Source organism: Burkholderia sp. BKH01 (assembly GCF_025685725.1).
In the GTDB taxonomy this organism is placed as follows: Bacteria; Pseudomonadota; Gammaproteobacteria; order Burkholderiales; family Burkholderiaceae; genus Burkholderia; species Burkholderia pyrrocinia_C.
On record NZ_JAOTQT010000003.1, the window covers coordinates 96,564 to 114,863 of the forward strand.

At 67.5% G+C, this 18,300-nt stretch carries 22 protein-coding genes and 1 pseudogene; 13 read left to right on the forward strand and 10 right to left on the reverse strand.

The window, feature by feature from the left end:
• Positions 1-17 precede the first annotated feature (17 nt).
• The gene (locus OEJ37_RS06055) at positions 18-1,022 is read right to left on the reverse strand and encodes a hypothetical protein (RefSeq protein WP_175943128.1); all 1,005 of its coding nucleotides are present in this window, start codon (positions 1,020-1,022) and stop codon (positions 18-20) included.
• Between the two features lie 196 nt (positions 1,023-1,218).
• Between OEJ37_RS06055 and OEJ37_RS06060 the strand changes: the two are divergent.
• A pseudogene (locus OEJ37_RS06060) lies at positions 1,219-1,371 on the forward strand (class I SAM-dependent methyltransferase); the annotation flags it as partial.
• Positions 1,372-1,390: 19 nt separating this feature from the next.
• Here OEJ37_RS06060 and OEJ37_RS06065 read toward each other — a convergent pair.
• Together OEJ37_RS06065 and OEJ37_RS06070 are read right to left on the reverse strand one after the other, a co-directional pair.
• The gene (locus OEJ37_RS06065; protein WP_263343532.1) at positions 1,391-1,867 is read right to left on the reverse strand and encodes a GNAT family N-acetyltransferase; all 477 of its coding nucleotides are present in this window, start codon (positions 1,865-1,867) and stop codon (positions 1,391-1,393) included.
• A gap of 184 nt (positions 1,868-2,051) precedes the next feature.
• Complete coding sequence (locus OEJ37_RS06070; protein ID WP_263343533.1) at positions 2,052-3,089, reverse strand: aldo/keto reductase; 1,038 nt, start codon at positions 3,087-3,089, stop codon at positions 2,052-2,054.
• Positions 3,090-3,222: 133 nt separating this feature from the next.
• Between OEJ37_RS06070 and OEJ37_RS06075 the strand changes: the two genes are divergently transcribed.
• The 5 genes from OEJ37_RS06075 (at position 3,223) to OEJ37_RS06095 (ending at position 6,831) form a co-directional block, all read left to right on the forward strand.
• Entirely contained in the window at positions 3,223-4,110 is an 888-nt protein-coding gene (locus OEJ37_RS06075; RefSeq protein WP_263343534.1) for a LysR family transcriptional regulator, read from the forward strand.
• Between the two features lie 183 nt (positions 4,111-4,293).
• The gene (locus tag OEJ37_RS06080; protein ID WP_069273897.1) at positions 4,294-4,593 is read left to right on the forward strand and encodes an ArsR/SmtB family transcription factor; all 300 of its coding nucleotides are present in this window, start codon (positions 4,294-4,296) and stop codon (positions 4,591-4,593) included.
• 39 nt (positions 4,594-4,632) lie between these two features.
• The gene (locus tag OEJ37_RS06085; protein ID WP_263343535.1) at positions 4,633-5,985 is read left to right on the forward strand and encodes a pyridoxal phosphate-dependent decarboxylase family protein; all 1,353 of its coding nucleotides are present in this window, start codon (positions 4,633-4,635) and stop codon (positions 5,983-5,985) included.
• Positions 5,986-6,170: 185 nt separating this feature from the next.
• Complete coding sequence (locus OEJ37_RS06090; protein WP_175917320.1) at positions 6,171-6,638, forward strand: cupin domain-containing protein; 468 nt, start codon at positions 6,171-6,173, stop codon at positions 6,636-6,638.
• Positions 6,639-6,657: 19 nt separating this feature from the next.
• The gene (locus OEJ37_RS06095) at positions 6,658-6,831 is read left to right on the forward strand and encodes a hypothetical protein (protein WP_263343536.1); all 174 of its coding nucleotides are present in this window, start codon (positions 6,658-6,660) and stop codon (positions 6,829-6,831) included.
• A 47-nt stretch (positions 6,832-6,878) separates the two neighbouring features.
• Here OEJ37_RS06095 and OEJ37_RS06100 read toward each other — a convergent pair whose 3' ends face one another.
• The gene (locus tag OEJ37_RS06100; RefSeq protein ID WP_174416769.1) at positions 6,879-7,553 is read right to left on the reverse strand and encodes an ArsR/SmtB family transcription factor; all 675 of its coding nucleotides are present in this window, start codon (positions 7,551-7,553) and stop codon (positions 6,879-6,881) included.
• Between the two features lie 72 nt (positions 7,554-7,625).
• On the opposite strand from OEJ37_RS06100, the gene OEJ37_RS06105 reads away from it, so the two are divergent.
• From OEJ37_RS06105 to OEJ37_RS06115, 3 genes are read left to right on the forward strand one after another with little or no spacing between them, the layout of a single operon-like run.
• Complete coding sequence (locus OEJ37_RS06105; protein WP_175917321.1) at positions 7,626-8,366, forward strand: MBL fold metallo-hydrolase; 741 nt, start codon at positions 7,626-7,628, stop codon at positions 8,364-8,366.
• A 4-nt stretch (positions 8,367-8,370) separates the two neighbouring features.
• Positions 8,371-9,612 (forward strand): MFS transporter, encoded by a 1,242-nt coding sequence (locus OEJ37_RS06110; protein WP_174416767.1) that lies wholly within the window; start codon positions 8,371-8,373, stop codon positions 9,610-9,612.
• 14 nt (positions 9,613-9,626) lie between these two features.
• Complete coding sequence (locus OEJ37_RS06115) at positions 9,627-10,448, forward strand: SDR family NAD(P)-dependent oxidoreductase (RefSeq protein ID WP_175917322.1); 822 nt, start codon at positions 9,627-9,629, stop codon at positions 10,446-10,448.
• 232 nt (positions 10,449-10,680) lie between these two features.
• Here the strand turns inward: OEJ37_RS06115 and surE are convergent, their stop codons facing one another.
• From surE to OEJ37_RS06130, 3 genes are all read right to left on the reverse strand, one after another.
• Positions 10,681-11,460 (reverse strand): 5'/3'-nucleotidase SurE, encoded by a 780-nt coding sequence (gene surE / locus OEJ37_RS06120; protein ID WP_263343537.1) that lies wholly within the window; start codon positions 11,458-11,460, stop codon positions 10,681-10,683.
• A 219-nt stretch (positions 11,461-11,679) separates the two neighbouring features.
• Positions 11,680-11,988 carry an AzlD family protein gene (locus tag OEJ37_RS06125; protein WP_034181866.1) on the reverse strand — a complete coding sequence of 103 codons (309 nt, stop codon included), beginning with the start codon at positions 11,986-11,988 and terminating at the stop codon, positions 11,680-11,682.
• Positions 11,981-12,715, reverse strand: coding sequence for an AzlC family ABC transporter permease (locus tag OEJ37_RS06130; protein WP_175917325.1), 735 nt, complete (start codon positions 12,713-12,715; stop codon positions 11,981-11,983). Before OEJ37_RS06130 ends, OEJ37_RS06125 begins: the two co-directional genes overlap by 8 nt.
• Positions 12,716-12,840: 125 nt before the next feature.
• Between OEJ37_RS06130 and OEJ37_RS06135 the strand changes: the two genes are divergently transcribed.
• From OEJ37_RS06135 to OEJ37_RS06145, 3 genes are all read left to right on the forward strand, one after another.
• Complete coding sequence (locus OEJ37_RS06135) at positions 12,841-13,299, forward strand: Lrp/AsnC family transcriptional regulator (protein WP_006749370.1); 459 nt, start codon at positions 12,841-12,843, stop codon at positions 13,297-13,299.
• A gap of 220 nt (positions 13,300-13,519) precedes the next feature.
• Positions 13,520-14,089, forward strand: coding sequence for a hypothetical protein (locus OEJ37_RS06140; protein ID WP_174416963.1), 570 nt, complete (start codon positions 13,520-13,522; stop codon positions 14,087-14,089).
• Between the two features lie 145 nt (positions 14,090-14,234).
• Complete coding sequence (locus OEJ37_RS06145; protein WP_175917326.1) at positions 14,235-14,924, forward strand: YebB family permuted papain-like enzyme; 690 nt, start codon at positions 14,235-14,237, stop codon at positions 14,922-14,924.
• Between the two features lie 83 nt (positions 14,925-15,007).
• Here OEJ37_RS06145 and OEJ37_RS06150 read toward each other — a convergent pair whose 3' ends face one another.
• From OEJ37_RS06150 to OEJ37_RS06160, 3 genes are read right to left on the reverse strand one after another with little or no spacing between them, the layout of a single operon-like run.
• Positions 15,008-15,295, reverse strand: a complete 288-nt coding sequence (locus OEJ37_RS06150) for a helix-turn-helix domain-containing protein (protein ID WP_138849857.1) — start codon at positions 15,293-15,295, stop codon at positions 15,008-15,010.
• The gene (locus OEJ37_RS06155; RefSeq protein ID WP_411859245.1) at positions 15,282-15,536 is read right to left on the reverse strand and encodes a type II toxin-antitoxin system RelE/ParE family toxin; all 255 of its coding nucleotides are present in this window, start codon (positions 15,534-15,536) and stop codon (positions 15,282-15,284) included. Before OEJ37_RS06155 ends, OEJ37_RS06150 begins: the two co-directional genes overlap by 14 nt.
• A gap of 31 nt (positions 15,537-15,567) precedes the next feature.
• A complete protein-coding gene (locus OEJ37_RS06160) occupies positions 15,568-16,200 on the reverse strand; it encodes a LysE family translocator (RefSeq protein WP_175917327.1) in 633 nt (210 codons plus the stop codon).
• 429 nt (positions 16,201-16,629) lie between these two features.
• On the opposite strand from OEJ37_RS06160, the gene OEJ37_RS06165 reads away from it, so the two are divergent.
• The gene (locus OEJ37_RS06165) at positions 16,630-18,267 is read left to right on the forward strand and encodes a ShlB/FhaC/HecB family hemolysin secretion/activation protein (protein WP_263343849.1); all 1,638 of its coding nucleotides are present in this window, start codon (positions 16,630-16,632) and stop codon (positions 18,265-18,267) included.
• Positions 18,268-18,300 lie beyond the last annotated feature (33 nt).

An 18,300-nucleotide genomic window follows, 5' to 3' on the forward strand; every position in this document is an offset into this window, starting at 1 on the left:
CGATCATTTGCGTACGGTCACTGGCCGTTGCCGGATGCCGCACCGCCGAGCCTGTAGGCCGTGAAGAATTCGTACCACGGCGACCCTTCCGCGATCGGTACGCCGAGCGCCGATGTGCGTTGTTTCAGTGCCGTGAATACGTCGTTGATGCGTGCAGCCTGCGCGGCATCGTTGAACGGATAAGGTCTCGACCGTCCCGCCGCGAACGCGCCATACGCGATCGCGAGCAGGCGTGCGCTGTCGTCGGTACCCGCGATCGCCGCGTCGATCGCTTCGACGAAGCGCGGCCGGTCTTCGGCGCGCGACCCTGACAGGCACAGGAACACGATTGCCGACAGTTCATGCAGGTCGTTCACCTGCAGCAAGGCGGGCAGCCGCGCGACGATCCGTTCCACCGGCTCTTCACGCAGCGCGTCGCCGAAGTCGAGCACGGCGGCCATCGGATTCCTGTCGCGCTGTATGCGATCGAGCGCCGACGCATCGGCCGGCCCGGTCGACCGGGTGCTGTTCCCGGACGCGGACCCGAGCACATCCACCACGTGCTGCGTCCACTCCGGAAAAATCATCCTGACCGCGCCGAACTGCTCGCCGCCTTCGGCCGCCGGATTCCATCGATAAACGATCGTGCCGCCGCGAATGAACGGCGAATACAGGTGCTCGGGCGTTTGCGGCAGCGGCCGCCGGTTGATCGGCAGCCACGCGAGCGTCAGCCAGTCGTAGTGGCCGGTCGCGGGCACCGACGGGCTCGAACTCGCGACGACCTGCCACGTGCCGCGATTCGCATAACGGCGGCGTGCGTCGGGCACCGGGACGGTCCGGCCTTTCGCGGTGTCGAAATAGGTCGAGCCGGTCACGTTCGCGCCGCTGTCCGCGGCCGGCGTGACGATCGAGATGACCCACGACGAACCGTCCGCCGAACGGTAGTCGGACGGCTTCAGCGTGGCGACGTCGTGAACCATGCGCGTTTCCGCCGCGACGGGGCTCGGGGGGAGATTGGCGGGAGCGGCGACGATACTCGGCATGGGCTTTCCTCGGAATCGGGAGCGTATCGTCGAACGGGACGACGCACGGCGGCGCAGGTTGTTTTCTGTAACTGTAGAACGTCGCCGCAGGAAACGGAAACCGCCGGATGGGGCGCAACCTGCCCATGCCTTCCTCCGCTTCGGCCTACCATGCGTAACCCGAGCCACGGATGACGAACCCCGATCCGGAGCGCTCATGACCGACACGAAACCCACCGCCGTCCACTGGACACAGATGGCCGGCCAATGGAACGACTGGGCCGGCAGGCCCGGCCACGATGCCTTCTGGAAATACCGCACGGGGCTCGCGGCCTACATCGGCCGCGGGCTGGCCGCGGCCACTCAGTTGACCACCCGCCCCGCCGCGCTCAGCGCGGCAACACCTTTCTATAAACCACGCCCCCCGTTTTTCCCGCGACGGTGTCGTAGAGCCGCATCGCCGTGTGATTCGTTTCGTGCGTCTGCCAGTACACGCGTTCGGCACGATGCCGGCGCGCGGCGTCGTATACGGCCTCGATCAGCGCGCGGCCGACGCCCTTGCCGCGCTCGCCGTCCAGCGTGAACAGATCCTGCAGATAGCAGCTCGGCCCGGCGTGCGTCGTGCTGCGGTGATACAGGAAATGCACGAGCCCGACGAGCCTGCCGTCACGTTCCGCGACGAAGGCATGCACGGGTTCGTAGCCGTCGAAGAAGCGCGACCATGTGAGCTGCGTAATCTCCAGCGGCAGCGCAGTGTCGTCGAAGCGGCCGTAGAAGCGGTTATAGCCGTCCCACAGCGGCAGCCAGTGGTCATAGTCGTCTTCCCGGACCGCGCGTACGGTCAGGTCGGCGTCAGCAGCGTTCATGTTTGCGAACCCTTTCGATGAGGAGTGGATGTGTTGCCGGCTCGGCCGACAACGACGCAGACCTACACGATAGGAAGTTCGCGGCGCGCCGGGTAGACCCATGACGGTCGCGGTTTCTGGTGCCACGGCGTGTGGTGTCGTGCCGACCTGCCAACTGCCGTCGCGCCGGGTCGGCCGTCGCCGCTTACCCGCGCATCGGCGGATTGAGCCGCGCGAACGCCTGTTGCCGGCGATACGGGAAGTACGGATACGGCGCTTCCACCGCGCTCGCCGCGTCGAGTTTCGCGACCTGCGCATCGGTCAGCGACCAGCCGACCGCGCCGAGGTTCTGGCGCAGTTGTTCCTCGTTGCGCGCGCCGATGATCACCGACGACACGGTCGGCCGCTGCAGCAGCCAGTTCAGCGCGATCTGCGGCACGGTCTTGCCGGTTTCCTCTGCGATCGCGTCGAGCGCATCGACCACGTCGTACAGGCGTGCGTCGTCGACCGGCGGCCCGTAGCTGGCCGTTTCATGCAGGCGGCTGCCTTCTGGCAGCGGCGCGTTGCGACGGATCTTGCCGGTGAGCCGGCCCCAGCCGAGCGGGCTCCACACGAGCGCGCCGAGGCCCTGGTCCGCGCCGAGCGGCATCAGGTCCCACTCGTAGTCGCGGCCGACGAGCGAGTAGTAGACCTGGTTCGCCACGTAGCGCGACCAGCCGTAGCGATCGGCTGCCGCGAGCGACTTCATGATCTGCCAGCCGGCGAAATTCGATACGCCGATATAGCGCAGCTTGCCCGCGCGCACGAGATCGTCCAGCGTCGACATCACTTCCTCGACCGGCGTGCCCGCATCGAACGCATGCAGTTGCAGCAGGTCGATGTAGTCGGTGTCGAGGCGGCGCAGCGCGTCGTCGACGGCGCGCACGAGCCGGGCGCGCGACGTGCCCGCATCGTTCGGGCCGTCGCCGGTCGGCAGGCCCGTCTTCGTCGAGATCAGCACGCGGTCGCGACGTCCGTTGATCGCCGCGCCGAGCACGCGTTCGGATTCGCCGTCCGAATACACGTCGGCGGTGTCGAACAGGTTGACGCCGGCTTCCAGGCAGATGTCGACCAGGCGGCGCGCTTCGTCGACGCCCGTGTTGCCCCATGCGCCGAACAACGGGCCGGTGCCGCCGAACGTGCCGGCACCGAAGCTCAGGACGGGGACCTTGAGGCCGGAGCGGCCGAGCGTACGGAATTCCATGTGCATTTCCTTTGAATGGTCGATGCCCGGCGCGTGCCGGACGGGCGCTCGTCGGCGGACTCACACTGTATCGCTTGCGGGTATTTCAGATAATTGGGCAGACTTCGAAAATATCCTTCGGAGGAAGCGAATAATGCTGCTCGATAACCTCGCGCTGTTCCTGCGCATCGTGGAAAAGGGCGGGCTGGCCGCGGCCGGTCGGGAGGTCGGCCTGTCGCCGGCCACGGTGTCCGAGCGGCTGGCGGCGCTCGAGCGCCACTACGGCGCGGCGCTGCTCACGCGCACGACGCGCGCGATCAGCCTGACCGACGAGGGCCGCACGCTCGTCGTCGGCGCGCGGCGCCTGCTGGCCGAGGCCGACGAACTCGAAAGCCGCGTGCGGGTGGGGACGCAGACGCTGTCGGGGCCCGTGCGCCTGAGCGCGCCGGCCGATCTCGGGCGCGAGCGTGTCGTGCCCGTCGTCGACGCGTTCCTGGCCGAGCACCCGGGTGTCACGGTCGACCTGCATCTCGGCGACGGTTATGTCGATCTCGTCGGGCAGGGGCTCGATTTCGCGATCCGCCGCGGCACGCTGGCGGACAGTTCGCTGCACAGCCGTTCGCTCGGCCGTGCACGGCGCGTAGTGTGCGCGTCGCCCGCGTATCTCGCCGCGCACGGCACGCCACGGCATCCGGACGATCTCGCCGTGCACGACTGCATCGTGATGCGTTTCGGGCCGGACCTGTATGCCGAATGGCCGTTCCGCATCGATGGCGAACTGACGCGCGTGATGGTGCGTGGCCGGCGCGTAGCCAATGATGGCGCGCTCGTCCGTGCGTGGTGTGTCGCGGGGCACGGCGTCGCGCTGAAGTCGCTGGTCGACGTCGAACGGGATCTGGCGTCCGGCTCGCTCGTCGAGGTCCTGCATGACTTCTCGCCGGGCGACGTCGATTTGCAGATCGTCTACCCGGGCAGCGCCGTGCAGCCGCGGCGCGTGCGCGCGCTGATCGAGCGGCTGGCACAGGCATTGGCGGCGGTGTAACGGCGCGTTGCTCACGCTGCCTGCCGGACGTTGTGGCAGCTAGCTGTGTTGCCGCGATCGCATCGAATGCCGATGTCGCGATCCCGAACGTGACATGACAGCCTGAAATCGAATCTTGAGCAGATTGCCCACGTTTCGTCATTTAGCTAATATGCGAAACGTTAATCGAAGGCTTCCAACCCCATGGACGACGTCACCCGCATCAGCGCACTGGCCAACGAAAGCCGCTTGGCCGTGATGCGCTGGCTCAAGCAGCCGCGCAAGCATTTCCCGCCGCAGCCGCACGGCGATTTCGACGAACTCGGCGTGTGCTGCACGTACATCACCGAGAAGCTCGGCATCGCACCGGCCACGACCACGCGCCACATGCGCATCCTCGCGGATGCCGGGCTGGTGCGTGCGACGCGCGTCGGCAAGTTCACGTACTACAAGCGGATCGATGGCGCGCTGCAGCAGCTCGGCCGCGATCTCTCGCAACTCTGATTCGACCGATCTCCACCGATCCCCTCCGAGGCAACCGACATGGACGAACTCGCATTGCTGGCCGACGCCGACCGCCGCGCGCACGCGTATCTCGCAACGACGAACGAACGGCGCGCGTTTCCCGACGCGGCCGCGCTGGCCGGCCTCGCCGCATTCGACGAGCCGCTGCCCGATAAGGGCCGCCCGGCCGGCGATGTGCTGCGCCTGCTCGACGAGCGGGGCTCGCCGGCGACCGTCGCGTCGAACGGTCCGAACTACTTCGGCTTCGTGATCGGCGCCGCGCTGCCGGCCGCGGCGGCGGCCGAGCGGCTGATGCTCGCGTGGGACCAGTGCGCGTCGTCATACGCGAATTCGCCGGTGGCCGCGACGCTCGAGCGCCAGGCCGCGCGCTGGGTCGTCGACGCGCTTGCGCTGCCCGAAGGCAGCGCGGTCGGTTTCGGCACGAGCGCGACGGCCTGCACGCTGGTCGCGCTGGTGGCCGCGCGGCGCGCGCTGCTTGCGCACAAGGGCTGGGACGTCGACGAGGACGGCCTGATCGGCGCGCCCGAGGTGAAGGTCGTGATCTCCGAACTCGCGCACATCACGGTGAAGAAGGCGCTGCGCGTGCTCGGCTTCGGGATGAAGCGCATCGTCGTCGCGCCGGTCGATGCGCACGGCCGCATCGACCCCGCGCAGTTGCCGCCGCTCGACGACATGACGATCCTCTGCGTGCAGGCCGGCGAAGTGAACACCGGCGAATTCGATCCGTTCGCGGCGCTGATTCCGCCCGCGAAGGCGGCCGGCGCATGGGTGCACGTGGACGGTGCGTTCGGCCTGTGGGCGCGCGCGTCGTCGAAACGCGCGCTGACGGATGGCATCGACGGCGCGGATAGCTGGACGACCGACGGCCACAAGTGGCTCAACACGCCGTACGACGGCGCGATGGTGATCTGCCGCGATGCGGACGCGCTCGCGACCGCGATGAACAGCGACGCCGTCTACCTGAGCGGCGCGAAGGACGCGCAGAAGAACCTGAACCTCGAGTTCTCTCGGCGCGCGCGCGGCATTCCCGTGTGGGCCGCGCTGCGCTCGCTCGGCCGCGCCGGGCTGGCGACGATGGTCGAGCGGCATTGTGCGCAGGCGTCGCGTGTCGCGGACGGCCTGCGTGCGGCCGGCTACGACGTGCTGAACCGCGTCGTGCTGAACCAGGTGCTGGTGCGCGCCGGCACCGACGACGAGACTGTCGCGATCCGCGAGGCCGCGCAGGATTCGGGCGACGTGTGGTTCGGCGCGACCGTGTGGCAGGGGCGTCCGGCGTTCCGGATCAGCGTGTCGTCGTGGCGCACGGAAGACGCGCATATCGATCGGCTCGTGGCGCTGCTGACCGGACTGCGCGGCACGCCCGTGCGCTGAATGGTGGCGGAGGCCGGAGCGGAGGCGAACCGACGTCGCGATGCGATGCCGTGTCTCCACGCGGCCGGAAATGTCGGACAATGCCGGGGCGCGCCCATGCGCCGCGTCGCCCGTTCGCCGGCTGTCCGTTCGCCGGCCCCGGGTGGCGCGTCCAACCGATGCAGTCACGCTAACGAGAGCCCCCCATGTCGATCACCCCTCCCCGGGAATTGCTGAAGGCCGCCGATATCGCGAAGATGGAACCGACGCGCGCCGTGCATTCGCTGAATCCCAATGCCGTTCGTCTCAAAAGACCGCTCAGCGACCTGGCCGGCCTGACGCAGTTCGGCTTCCACCTGCTCACGCTGATGCCCGGTCACGAATCGGCCGAATACCACCGTCACCTGTACGAGGAAGAATGCGTGTACGTGCTGTCCGGCACGGGCACGGTCACGATCGGCGAACGCCCGTACGACGTCGGGCCCGGCGATTTCCTCGGCTTTGCGCGCGGCGGCGAAGCGCACACGCTGCAGAACACGGGTGACGTGCCGCTCGAACTGATCGTCGCCGGGCAGCGTCTCGAGCACGACGTGTGCGAATACCCGAGGATCGGCAAGCGGCTGTACGTGGCCGGCGAGCTCGAGGATTTTGTCGATCTGCCGAAGCAGCGCTGAGCCGATTCGCGATGCCCTGATGCAGGCTGCAGGTCATCGCGCCCGGCGATCGCTGGGCCAAGCGGTCGAGACGCACAGCGCGCTCGATTTCGTGATGGGTTCGACGCCGAACGATGTATGGGTCAACCAGTGGAACGGGCAGGGTCCCAATAGCGCGCTCGCGCCGTCGTCGCTGGCGTTGGCCGGCAAGTAGCGGCAAGCCGCCGCAAGCGGCCCGCTTCGATGCGGCCGAACATCCCCTTACTCCGCAGCGTCGGTCTCGACCGCGAGGCCGGCCGCTTTCCACTCCGGAAACCCGTCTTCCAGCCGCGCGGCCTTGAAACCGCGCGCGCGCAATGCGGCCACGGCCTCGAACGCGAGCACGCAGTAAGGGCCGCGGCAATACGCGACGATCTCCGTGTCGGCCGGCAGCTCGCCGAGGCGCGCTTCGAGGTTGCCCAGCGGAATGTTCACCGCGCCGGGCAGGTGCCCGAGCGCGAATTCGTCGTGCGGACGCACGTCCAGCAGCGTGACGAGCCCGTCGGCCAACCGCGCGGTCAACTCGTCGCGCGACACCGGCTCCAGCGCATCGCGCGCATGGAAATAATCGCCCAGCACCTGGTTGACCTCGGCGACATTGCGCTCGCCGACGCGGCCGAGTGCCTTCATCAGCACGACGACCTCGCTGTCGCCGGCGAGGCGGTACACGATGTGCTTGCCGCGCCGCTCGGTATCGACGAGGCGCGCGCGCCGCAGGATCTGCAGGTGCCGCGACGTGTTCGCGAACGTCATCCCCGACAGCGCCGTCAGTTCCTCGACCGACCGCTCGCGCTGCGCGAGGTGTTCGAGCAACTCGAGCCGGTTCGGGTGGCCGATCGCCTGCGCGACCTCCGCGAGGCTCGCATAGATCGCTTGCTTGGGTCCCGTGCTTGACACGTGGCCTCTCCTTGATCAATCATTCATCAAATTGATTGAATGTTACCGCATTCGCGGGACGGGAGCAATCCGATGATCCTCAGACAATTCCTGCATCCCGATACGGGGGGCATTTCATACCTGTTCGGCTGCGGCGGCAAGGCGACCGGCGCGGTCGTCGACCCGGTCGACGATCCGGCCGACTACCTGCGCGCGGCCGAGGCAGCCGGCATGAAGATCGCGTACGTGATCGATACGCATGTCCATGCGGACCATCTGTCGACCGGCCGTGCGCTGGCCGACGCGGCCGGGGCGTCGTATGTGCTGTCCGCGCGGGCCGAGGTCGCGCTGCCGTTTTCCGGCGTAGAGGATGGCGACCGGATCGCGCTCGGCAACGTCGTCGTCGACGTGCTGCACACGCCGGGCCACACACCCGAGCACGTCAGCCTGCTGGTGACGGACCGCACGCGCTCCGACGAACCGTGGTTCGTGCTGACCGGCCACACGCTGATGATCGGGGACGTCGGCCGCACCGAGCTGGCCGTCAGCGCCGAAGCGGGCGCGCGCGACCTGTTCCGCAGCGTCCGGCGGCTCGCCGCGCTGCCCGATCATGTCGAAGTGCTGCCCGGCGCGTTCTCGGGTTCCGTGTGCGGACGCGGACTCAGCGGGAAGCCGGCGTCGACGATCGGCTTCGAGAAGCGCTACAACGCGGCGCTGCGCATCGACCGCGAAGACGCATTCGTCCGCTTCATGCTGACCGACGTGCCGCCCGTGCCGCCGGCCGCCGCGCAACTGCGCGCGGCCAACGCGGGGCACGATGCGGCGGGAGGCTAGCGCGATGGCGAACCCGGCAGTGGCGCGCGGCGAACGCGCGGTGACGCTCGGCCTGCGCGCGAACTGGCGGCAGTTCGCGCTGCTCGTGCTGGTCAACGCGTTCGTCGGCGGGATGGTCGGCATCGAGCGCACCGTCGTGCCGCTGATCGGTTCCGAACAGTTCCATCTCGAATCGACCGCGCTCATCACGTCGTTCATCGTCAGCTTCGGGCTGGTCAAGGCGTTCGCGAATCTCGTGTCGGGCCAACTGGCCGACACGTGGGGGCGCAAGCGCGTGCTCGTCGTCGGCTGGCTGCTGGGCCTGCCCGTGCCGTTCATGATCATCGCGGCGCCGAACTGGGGATGGGTGATCGCCGCGAACGTGCTGCTCGGGCTGAGCCAGGGGTTCGCGTGGTCGATGACGGTGATCATGAAGGTCGATCTCGTCGGGCCGAAGAGCCGCGGCCTCGCGGTCGGCCTCAACGAATTCGCCGGCTATTTCGCGGTGGGCGTGACCGCGTTCCTGACAGGCTACCTCGCGAGCCGCTACGGGCTGCGGCCGACGCCGATCTATCTCGGCGTGTTCTACGCGATCGCAGGCCTGCTGCTGTCGATCCTCGTCGTGCGCGACACGCGCGAGCATGTGCGGCTGGAAAGCGGCAGGCCGGCCGGCGCGTCCGCGCTGTCCTTCCGCGAAGTATTCATGCTGACGTCGTTCCGGGATCGCAACCTCTTCGCGGCGTCGCAGGCCGGCATGATCAACAACCTCAACGACGGGATGAGCTGGGGCATCTTCCCGTTGTTCTTCACGACGCTCGGGCTCGGCATCGAGCGGATCGGTATCCTGAAGGCCGTCTATCCGATCGTGTGGGGAGGCTGTCAGATCGTCACCGGGCCGTTGAGCGATCGCTGGGGGCGCAAGGGGCTGATCGTCGCCGGGATGTGGGTGCAGGCGGCCGGGCTCGTGCTGACCGCGCTGACCGGACAGTTCCGCTGGTGGCTCGTCGCGAGTGTGCTGCTCGGCCTCGGCACGGCGATGGTCTATCCGAGCCTGATCGCGGCCGTGTCCGATGCGTCCGAGCCCGGCTGGCGCGCGCGTTCGCTGAGCGTGTACCGGTTCTGGCGCGATCTCGGCTATGCGATCGGCGCGCTGTCGGCCGGCCTCATGGCCGACCGTTTCGGCTTTGCCGATGCAATTCTGGCGGTGGCCGGCGTCACGTTCGCGTCCGGGTGCGTCGTCGCGCTTATGATGCAGGAACGCCACTGACAGGGTTCCCCGATATGGACGCGCCGCTCCCGCCGATGCATGCCCCGATTTCCGAAACGGAACCTGAAACCGAAGCCGCCGCCGAACCGCGCACGTCGCGCCTGCATCGGCCTGTCGCGCTCGTCACCGGCTCGACGTCGGGGATCGGCGCGGCCATCGCGCGCCGCCTGACGGCGGACGGCTATGCGGTGATCCTGCATTCCCGCAGTTCGGCCGACACCGGGCGCGCGATGGCGCGCGAACTCGGCGCGGCCTACGTGCAGGCCGATCTCGCCGACGATGCCGAGCGCGTGCGGCTGATCCGCGACGCGCTCGCCGTGCACGGGCGGCTCGACGTGCTCGTCAACAATGCGGGGATCAGCCACGTGATTCCGCATGAGGACCTCGCGGCGGCGACGCCCGACGTGTGGCGCGAGATACACGAGATCAACGTGATCGCGCCGTTCCGGCTCGTCGCCGAAGCGCAGCCCGCGCTGCTCGAGGCGGCGTCGCGCGGGCGGGCCGGATGCGTCGTGAACGTCAGCTCGCATGCGGGCGTGCGGCCGAAAGGCGCGTCGATTCCGTATGCGGCGGCGAAGGCCGCGCTCAATCACACGACGCGGCTGCTGGCGCGCACGCTCGCGCCGGCGATTCGCGTCAATGCGGTCGCGCCGGGGCTGGTCGATACGCCGCTGACCGCCGACTGGACCGAAGCGCAGCAGCTCTGGCGCGAACGCGCGCCGATGCGCCGCGCGGCGACGCCGGACGACATCGCGCAGACGGTCGCGATGCTCGTCGCGTCCGATTACGTGACGGGCGAGATCGTGATGCTCGACGGGGGATTGAACCTGACTTGATGCAGTGCGGGCGGTTACGCGCGATATTGCGCGCCGACGCGACCGGGCAATCGGGCCGCCGCGCGCAGGCGCCGAAGCTGCCGCCCGACCAACCCGGCCAACCCGGCCAACCCGGCCAACCCGGCCAACCCGGCCAACCCGGCCAACCCGTTCAACCCGGCCAACTCGGCCAACTCGGCCAACTCGGTCAATCCGGCCAACCCGTTCAACCCGCTCAACCCGCTCAACCCGCTCAACCGAGATTCGACCGCAGCCGCGCGAGCGCGCCGTCGTGCGTGCGCTCGAACTTCAGCGGCGTGACGGCGATATACCTTTCGCCGAGCGCGACCGTTTCCGAATCCGCATCGTCGTCGCGCGGCGCGCGTGCGAGCTTCAGCCAGTGATAGTCGATCTCGCGCGGATCGCGGCCCGATACGATCTCGACGCCCTGCAGCGTGCCGGCGCCCTGGTTCGTCACCTTCAGCCCGCGCACGTCCTGCGCGGGGCAGGCGGGAAAATTCACGTTGAGGCACGCGTCGCTGTCCCAGCCGGCGGCGGCGAGCCTGCGAATGACGTTCGGCGCATGCGCGAGCGCCGTGTTCCACGGCACCGCGTTGCGATCGGTGAACGCCTGGCTCAGCGCGATGGCCGGCACGCCGACCAGCATGCTCGTCATCGCGGCGCCGACCGTGCCGGAAAACACCGTTTCGGTGCCGAGATTCGCACCGCGGTTCACGCCGGACAGCACGACGTCGGGCCGCGCGTCCTTCATCAGGTGGCTGACCGCGATCGCGACGCAATCGCCGGGCGTGCCGCGCACCGCGAAGCGGCGTTCGCCCTTGCGATGCACGCGCAGCGGTTCGTGCAGGCTCAGCGAATGCGACGTGCCGCTCTGGTCTTCCGCCGGCGCGACGATCCACACTTCGCGCGCCAGTTGCATGGCGACCTGTTCGAGTACTTCAAGTCCGGGGGCGTCGAATCCGTCGTCGTTGGTCAGCAGGACGCGGTCGAAAAGCGGGCGGGTTTCTTGCATCGGGACGATCCTCGCGGAGATGGGCGATGAGGGGGAAGGGCGGCGTGGCGCAAGCCACAAGGCTAGCATCCCGGCGCGAGAATCGTCGTATTGCGCCGTCGGTGCAGGTCGGCGCGGAAGTGAAAACGGGCGCATCTCGCGCCCGTTCGTCGGTGGAGGTGCCGCGTACGCGGCGAGTCGGAACCTGGAGCCTGTTCCCGCTATCAGCGGGAACAGGCCCTATCCGATCAGGTGCCGCAGCAGCCCCGCCGACACGACGCCGACGATGACGGTCGGCAGGATCGACAGGCGCGTTGCCGCGAGCAGCGTGATCGCGAGCGCGAGCAGGTCGGCCGGGCGCGTCGACACGAAGGCCGGCGCGATCACCGAGATCAGCACGCAGCCGGGCACGTTCTCCATTACCGATGCCATCCGCGGGCTGAGCGTGCGGTTGCGCAGCAGCACGTAGCCGAGGATGCGCGACAGGTAGGTCGTCGAGGCCATCAGCACGATCGTCGCGACGGTGCTGAAATCCGGAAGCTCAGGCATCGCGCGGCTCCCACAGCAGTGCGGCGATCAGCCCCGCGCACGCACCGGCCGCGACGTACCACGCACCGGGCACGGCCAGGTGCGTGGCCGCCGCGACGACGAGGCTCACGAACCACGGGCGGCTCGCGCGCATCCCTTTCCACATCCCGCGCAGCAGCACCAGGAATACCGCCGTGAACGCCATGTCGAAGCCGTACTGCTCGACGTTGCCGATCGTCGGGCCGACCGCCGCGCCGAGCGTGGTCATCGAGATCCACGTGAGGTAGAGCCCCGCGCAGATGCCTGCGTAATAGGGGACGCTGATGTGCGTGGCCGAGCGCGAGCGCGCGTCGGCGAGCGACATCGCCCAGCTCTCGTCGCACATGAAGAACAACGCGACGAACGCGCGGCGGCGCGGCAGGCGCCGGATATACGGCTCGAACGCCGCGCCCATCAGGATATGGCGCGAATTCACGAGGAACGACATCGCGACGATCAGCGCGATGTGCGGCGGCGAGGTCCACAGGTGGATCGCCGCGAATTCGGACCCGCCGCCGAAGTTCAGGCCCGTCATCATCGGCACTTCGAACAGGCTCAGCCCTTTCTGCGCGGCCTGCGCGCCCAGCACGAGCGCGAACGGCACGAAACCCAGCATGACGGGCAGCGCCGCGCGCAATCCGCGACCCATCTCGGCGACATAGGCGGGCTTGTCGCGAAGCCCGGACGACGTTGAAACACTACTGCTCATTACTCCTCCTTCGGGGGAGGAATTGTCTGCTTTTTTGACTCGAATCGGGTTGCGTTGTGGCCATAAATTTCAGAGAATTTGGCATTGAACGCGTGATTCGAGAAATTTTTGGAATCGGATGCCAAATGAAACTGGATGCCATCGACCGGCGGATCCTGAGCGCGCTCCAGCGCGACGGCCGCATGCAGAACGTGGAACTCGCGCACGAGGTCGGGCTGTCGCCGTCGCCGTGCCTGCGGCGCGTGCGGCTTCTCGAGGAAGCGGGCGTGATCGAGAAATACGTGGCCGTGCTGAATCCCGCGAAGGTCGGCAAGGGGCTGACGATCTTCACTCGCGTGTGGCTGAAGGGGCAGGACGCGGAATCCGTGAACCGCTTCGCCGATGCCGTCCAGCAGATGCCGGAAGTCGTCGAATGCCATCTGATGGCCGGCGATTGCGATTTCCTGCTGCGCGTCGTCGCGGCCGACATCGACGACTACCGTCGCTTCCAGATGGAAACCCTCACGCGCATTCCCGGCGTGCTGAGCGTGAAGACCGACATTCCGATGCAGAAGGTCAAGCTCACGTCGGCGCTGCCGACCTAGTGCCGAGCGGATGCGAGGCGATGACTCGACGAACGGTCACGGCTCGGTGACAATCGCCCGGTAATCTGGCGAGTCACGCCGGTTCGAACGTATTGCTCGCACTGCCGTGCGACGTTCGATGCGCAAGCAACTAACGGTCAATGTCGACGCGATCGGGCAGGCGGCGCTGCGCGCCGGGTCATGCGCCGGCGCGGATGCGTTTCTTCTTGTCGGGCCATTCATGCAGCCATTCAACAATCCGTGGAATTCGCTGGAAATCGTCAAGCTCGTGCTCGGCGTGCTGACGCCGCTGTCGGTCGCATGCCTCGGCTGGCTCGTCGCGCGTCGGCTGAAGCGGCTCGAACTCGTGCAGTGGACCAACCAGCGGCTGATCGAGAAGCGCCTCGCGCTGTACGACGCGGTCGCGCCGCAGCTCAATGCGCTGCTGTGCTTCTACACGTGGATCGGCTATTGGAAAGACATCTCGCCGGACGACGTGATCCGCGCGAAGCGCGAGCTCGACCGCACGTTCCACATCTACCGCTACCTGTTCGACGACGACGTGTACGACGCGTATCACACGTACATTCACGCACTGTTCGACATGCACACGGGCCCGGGCCGCGACGCGCGGATTCGTTCGCTGATCCAGGCGCCCGACGGTGACCGCAGCGTGCACGGCTCGTATGAATGGAAGCCGGCGTGGTCCGATCGTTTCGCGACCTCGAATGTCGTGTCCAAGGACGACGTGCTGCGGCATTACACGCAGTTGATGGAACGGCTGCGCGTGGCGCTGGGCGCGACGCGCTGATCGCCCGGTATCGCGCGTCGCGCTTCTCGCCGGTATCGAAATCCGCCACCCGGCGGCACGGATTCGCACCCTCGTGCAAGAAGCGGATGCGGTGTGCGGTAGCTGCTGACATGCTCTTTCGCGTGTTCACTTGCGCGAGGCCCCTATGTCAGTCACTACCGGTTGCCGGCCGCTGACGAGCCGCTTGCTCGGCGTCGGCCGGCGGCGTCTCCTTACCGTCGATTCCGCCGAGCCGCATGACATGCCGTTGCCGGTCGAGCCGGAGATCGGCGACATCGTGTTCATCCGCGTGACGGTGCGGCCGTTTCTCGAAGTGGCGAGCGCAACGCGCTCGTGGACGAATCACGTCGGGATCGTCGTTGGCGAGCGCGGCGGCGAGCCGCTGGTCGCGGAGAGTACGTTTCCGCTGTCGCGCGTTACGACGATGTCGCGGTTTCTCGCGCGCTCCGATCGTGGCGCATGCGTGATCGCACGGCTGAAGCAGCCGCTCGATGCCGAGCAGCGAAGCCGGCTCGTCGACGCGGCGATGCGCCGGGTCGGCGTGGTCTACGACACGGGCTTCAATCTCGCGTCGCGCCGGCAGTTCTGTTCGCGTTTCGTTCGAGAAGTGGTGCGTGACGCGACGCGGATCGCGCTCGGCGACGTCGAAACCTTCGACATGCTGCTGCACCGGAACCCCGATCATCCACTTGGTTTCTGGAAGATCTGGTACTTCGGCCGGATTCCGTGGCAGCGCCGCACGGTGACGCCGGCGAGCTTGATGGGCAGTCGGGAACTGCATGTGGTGGCGGATACGCGCGATCGTGCCGACGACGCGTGCGCGGGCGGGGATTAGATGGAACGCGCGGCAGGCGGGCCGTCAGTCGCTCGCTCGAGGAACCGACGGCCGGTTCAATCATGCCCGGGCCCTGGTGCGACTCAGGCGAAAGAGATCACGAGTTTCTTTCCGCAAGCAGCCGCATACTTGCGCAGCGTGTCGATCGATGGAGAGTGCTGGCCTGTCGCGAGCGCGCGTTCGAGCCGCGTGACGGCAGGCGCCTTCGTGCCCATGCGCTCTGCCACATCGGCCTGCGAAAGACCGGCGGCTCGCCGGGCGGCCAGCATTGCGTCGAGCAGCGCGAATTCCTCGCGGTTCAGCCGGTCGTATTCGGCGCGTACCTTCGGATCGGACAATGCGCGCTCGCGCAGTGCCTTATAGGTTGCCATATCGAATCTCCTTCAATCGGCGGCGCGCGGCTTCCAGCTCTTTCCGCGGCGTTTTCTGCGTCTTCTTCACGAAGCAGTGAAGCATGACGATCCGCCGGTCGACGGCCGCACAGTAAAACACACGGGCGATACCTTCCAGGCCCTTCAAGCGCATTTCATACAACCCGTCGCCCATCGGCCTGGTGTGATGTTCGTGTTTGCCTGTTGCCTGAATTCGACTAGTTGTCCGAATGGATATCAGGCCTGCTCATGTGCTTCGGGAGGCGGCGAGATCAGTTCCGTCCCGCCACCGCGAGTCGCGCCGCGAGCCCCACGAACACCGTGCCGAGCAGGTATTGCGGCAGCTTCGACGGACGGCGGCGCGCGCCGATCCGTTGGCTCAGCCGGCTCGCGGACAGAATCACCGCGCCGTTCACGACGAGCCCGATCAGGTTGAGCACCGTCGCGAGCACGAGAATCTGCACGGCGATCGAGCCGTGTCCGGGCCGCACGAACTGCGGGAACAACGCGAGCACGAACAGCGCCATCTTCGGATTCAGCAGGTTCGTCGTCAGGCCCTGACGGAAGATCGCGACGGTCGAGTGCCGGCGCTGCGACGCGACGGGCGATAGTGCGGTCGCGTCCGAGCGAAACGTCTTCCACGCCAGATAGAGCAGATAGGCAGCGCCGGCGAAACGCACGAGGTCGTATGCGATCGGTACCGCGAGAAAGAGTTGCGACAGCCCGAGCGTGGCGGTGAGCGCATGACAGTAGGTGCCGGCCTGAATGCCGGCGAGCGTCGCGAAGCCCGCGCGCCGGCCCTGGCTCACGCTGCGGGATGCGATCAGCAGCATGTCGGGGCCCGGCGTGGCCGTCAGCGCCAGACACGCGCCGGAGAACAACGCGAGCGTGGAGAAGTCGATCATGGGAATCCTTTTTGCGTGAGCGGCGTAAAAAGGAATGCCACTTTAGGCGTGCCGCTGCAGGTGGTCAACCGTGCTCGCGCCAGGATCCGACCGACGGCCGACTTGCTTCAATCCTTTCGATAAAGCGAAAGCCGTTTTTGCCATTCGGGCATGTCGCACGGTTGCGCCAGCAACCAACAATTCTGTCGCGAATTTTCGTACGTGATCTAAATACATGCGGAATGTCTGTCTGTAGCATTCGGCGATTGAGTCACAGCCGGCAAGTGCCTTGCCGGTCAGGTCCGAATGTATTCCATGTGGGTAGATCCTATGCAAGTCGTCGACCGCCGTCGGGCCGACATCGGTAGCGTCGAAGCGACGCGGTCGCGCGAGGCTGGTTCGCGTGCGGTGCTGCGCGACGTCGGCGTGGTCGTGTGGGTCCGCCGCGCAATGTGCGTGGCGCTGCTCTGCGGCGGTGCCGCGAGCCTGTTCGAGCCGGTCCATGCGCAAGTGCCGGATGCGGGGCGAGCGATGCGCGATATCGAGACGCCGCGGCCGGATCTGCCGCCGGAAACCGCGCCCGAGCTGACGATCGCGCCGTCGGAAGAGGCCGCCGGGAGCGCGCCCGAGTCGGGGCCTCGCGTGCTCGTTCGCGCATTCGCGCTCGACGGCAATACCGTGTTCGGCAACGACGAGTTGCAGTCGCTCGTCGCCGATCTCGCCGGCAGCACGCTGGGTTTCGCCGACCTGCAACGCGCCGCCGCGCGCATCACTGCCTACTATCGCCGCCATGGCTACGTGCTTGCGCGCGCCTATCTGCCTCGCCAGGACATCGACGACGGCGTCGTGCGTATCGAAATCGCCGAAGGACGCTACGGCGCAATCACGATCCAGAATCATTCGCGCGTGCTCGGCGCCGCGCTGCGCCAGCCGCTCTCGGCGCTGCATCCTGGCGATGTCGTACGCGGGTCCGATCTCGAGCGCAGCCTGTTGCTGCTCGACGATCTGGCCGGCGTCGCCGCGCGCGGCACATTGCGTCCGGGCGATATGCCCGGCACCACCGATCTCGTCGTCGACGCCGACAAAGGGCCGTTCGCGTCCGGATCGCTCGAATTCGACAACTTCGGCGACGCAGCGCTCGGGCGCTACCGTGTCGGCGGCAGCGTCGACGTCAATTCACCGCTGCGGCTCGGCGATCGCCTGAGCCTGCGCGGGCTCGTCAGCAACGAGTTGCAGCGCTACTACCGTGCCGGCTACCAGCTACCGGTCGGGCCCGCGTCGACGCGAGTCGGCGTTGCGTATTCGTCGCTGCGCTACCGGCTCGGCGGAGCGTTCTCGGATCTCGATTCCAGCGGGCGTGCGAGCGTGCAGACCGCGTACGTGACGCAGCCGCTCGTGCGCGCGCGAAACCTGAGCGTCACCGCGCAGATCCAGTACGAAAACAAGAACCTGCGCGACGACTATGGCGTGTTCGACATTCGGCGCGACAAGAACGTCGGCCTGTGGACCTTCGGCGTCAGCGGCAACAGTCAGGACGGCTGGCTGGGTGGCGGCCGCAACGGGTTCTCGGTGATGTTCGGCGTCGGGCGGCTGCGCAGCAACGATCCGTTCGAAGCGGATGCGCTGAAGAAATCGATCGGCAGCTTTACGAAGCTGAATGTGAGCGCGCTGCGGGTGCAGGCGCTTGGGCGCCGGTTCGAGTTGTACACGCAATTCAGCGCGCAGCTCGCGTCGCGCAATCTCGACGAATCGGAGAAATTCAGTCTCGGCGGCCCGTACGGCGTGCGCGCCTATGCGCTCGGCGCCGGCAGCGGCGACCAGGGCTGGCAGGCCAGCGCGGAGTTGCGTTATCTCGTCGCGCCGGGATGGCAGGTCAGCACGTTCGTCGATGCCGGGCGCGTGCAGGCCGACAAGTACCCGTGGACGCAAGGGCGAAACATGCAGCACATGCAGGCCGGCGGTGTCGGCGCGAGCTGGCTCGGCGCGAAGCGCCAGGTGACGCTGACGGCCGCATGGCCGCTCGGCGCGGCGTTCGGCTCGCCGACCCGCGCGCCGAGCGTATGGGTTCAGGCCGCTCAGTATTTCTGAGCGCGCATGATCGGTCCGTCCGGCAGGGCGGGT

Bases quoted from the DNA above. Each gene is read 5' to 3' on its own strand.
- OEJ37_RS06165 (WP_263343849.1), top strand. From the start codon at position 16,630: ATGTGCGTGGCGCTGCTCTGCGGCGGTGCCGCGAGCCTGTTCGAGCCG.
- OEJ37_RS06075 (WP_263343534.1), top strand. From the start codon at position 3,223: ATGCTGCTCGATAACCTCGCGCTGTTCCTGCGCATCGTGGAAAAGGGC.
- OEJ37_RS06085 (WP_263343535.1), top strand. From the start codon at position 4,633: ATGGACGAACTCGCATTGCTGGCCGACGCCGACCGCCGCGCGCACGCG.
- OEJ37_RS06140 (WP_174416963.1), top strand. From the start codon at position 13,520: ATGCAGCCATTCAACAATCCGTGGAATTCGCTGGAAATCGTCAAGCTC.
- OEJ37_RS06135 (WP_006749370.1), top strand. From the start codon at position 12,841: ATGAAACTGGATGCCATCGACCGGCGGATCCTGAGCGCGCTCCAGCGC.
- OEJ37_RS06095 (WP_263343536.1), top strand. From the start codon at position 6,658: ATGCAGGCTGCAGGTCATCGCGCCCGGCGATCGCTGGGCCAAGCGGTC.
- OEJ37_RS06125 (WP_034181866.1), bottom strand. From the start codon at position 11,988: ATGCCTGAGCTTCCGGATTTCAGCACCGTCGCGACGATCGTGCTGATG.
- OEJ37_RS06105 (WP_175917321.1), top strand. From the start codon at position 7,626: ATGATCCTCAGACAATTCCTGCATCCCGATACGGGGGGCATTTCATAC.
- OEJ37_RS06150 (WP_138849857.1), bottom strand. From the start codon at position 15,295: ATGGCAACCTATAAGGCACTGCGCGAGCGCGCATTGTCCGATCCGAAG.
- surE (WP_263343537.1), bottom strand. From the start codon at position 11,460: ATGCAAGAAACCCGCCCGCTTTTCGACCGCGTCCTGCTGACCAACGAC.
- OEJ37_RS06110 (WP_174416767.1), top strand. From the start codon at position 8,371: ATGGCGAACCCGGCAGTGGCGCGCGGCGAACGCGCGGTGACGCTCGGC.
- OEJ37_RS06065 (WP_263343532.1), bottom strand. From the start codon at position 1,867: ATGAACGCTGCTGACGCCGACCTGACCGTACGCGCGGTCCGGGAAGAC.
- OEJ37_RS06090 (WP_175917320.1), top strand. From the start codon at position 6,171: ATGTCGATCACCCCTCCCCGGGAATTGCTGAAGGCCGCCGATATCGCG.
- OEJ37_RS06070 (WP_263343533.1), bottom strand. From the start codon at position 3,089: ATGGAATTCCGTACGCTCGGCCGCTCCGGCCTCAAGGTCCCCGTCCTG.
- OEJ37_RS06080 (WP_069273897.1), top strand. From the start codon at position 4,294: ATGGACGACGTCACCCGCATCAGCGCACTGGCCAACGAAAGCCGCTTG.
- OEJ37_RS06115 (WP_175917322.1), top strand. From the start codon at position 9,627: ATGGACGCGCCGCTCCCGCCGATGCATGCCCCGATTTCCGAAACGGAA.
- OEJ37_RS06055 (WP_175943128.1), bottom strand. From the start codon at position 1,022: ATGCCGAGTATCGTCGCCGCTCCCGCCAATCTCCCCCCGAGCCCCGTC.
- OEJ37_RS06145 (WP_175917326.1), top strand. From the start codon at position 14,235: ATGTCAGTCACTACCGGTTGCCGGCCGCTGACGAGCCGCTTGCTCGGC.
- OEJ37_RS06130 (WP_175917325.1), bottom strand. From the start codon at position 12,715: ATGAGCAGTAGTGTTTCAACGTCGTCCGGGCTTCGCGACAAGCCCGCC.
- OEJ37_RS06160 (WP_175917327.1), bottom strand. From the start codon at position 16,200: ATGATCGACTTCTCCACGCTCGCGTTGTTCTCCGGCGCGTGTCTGGCG.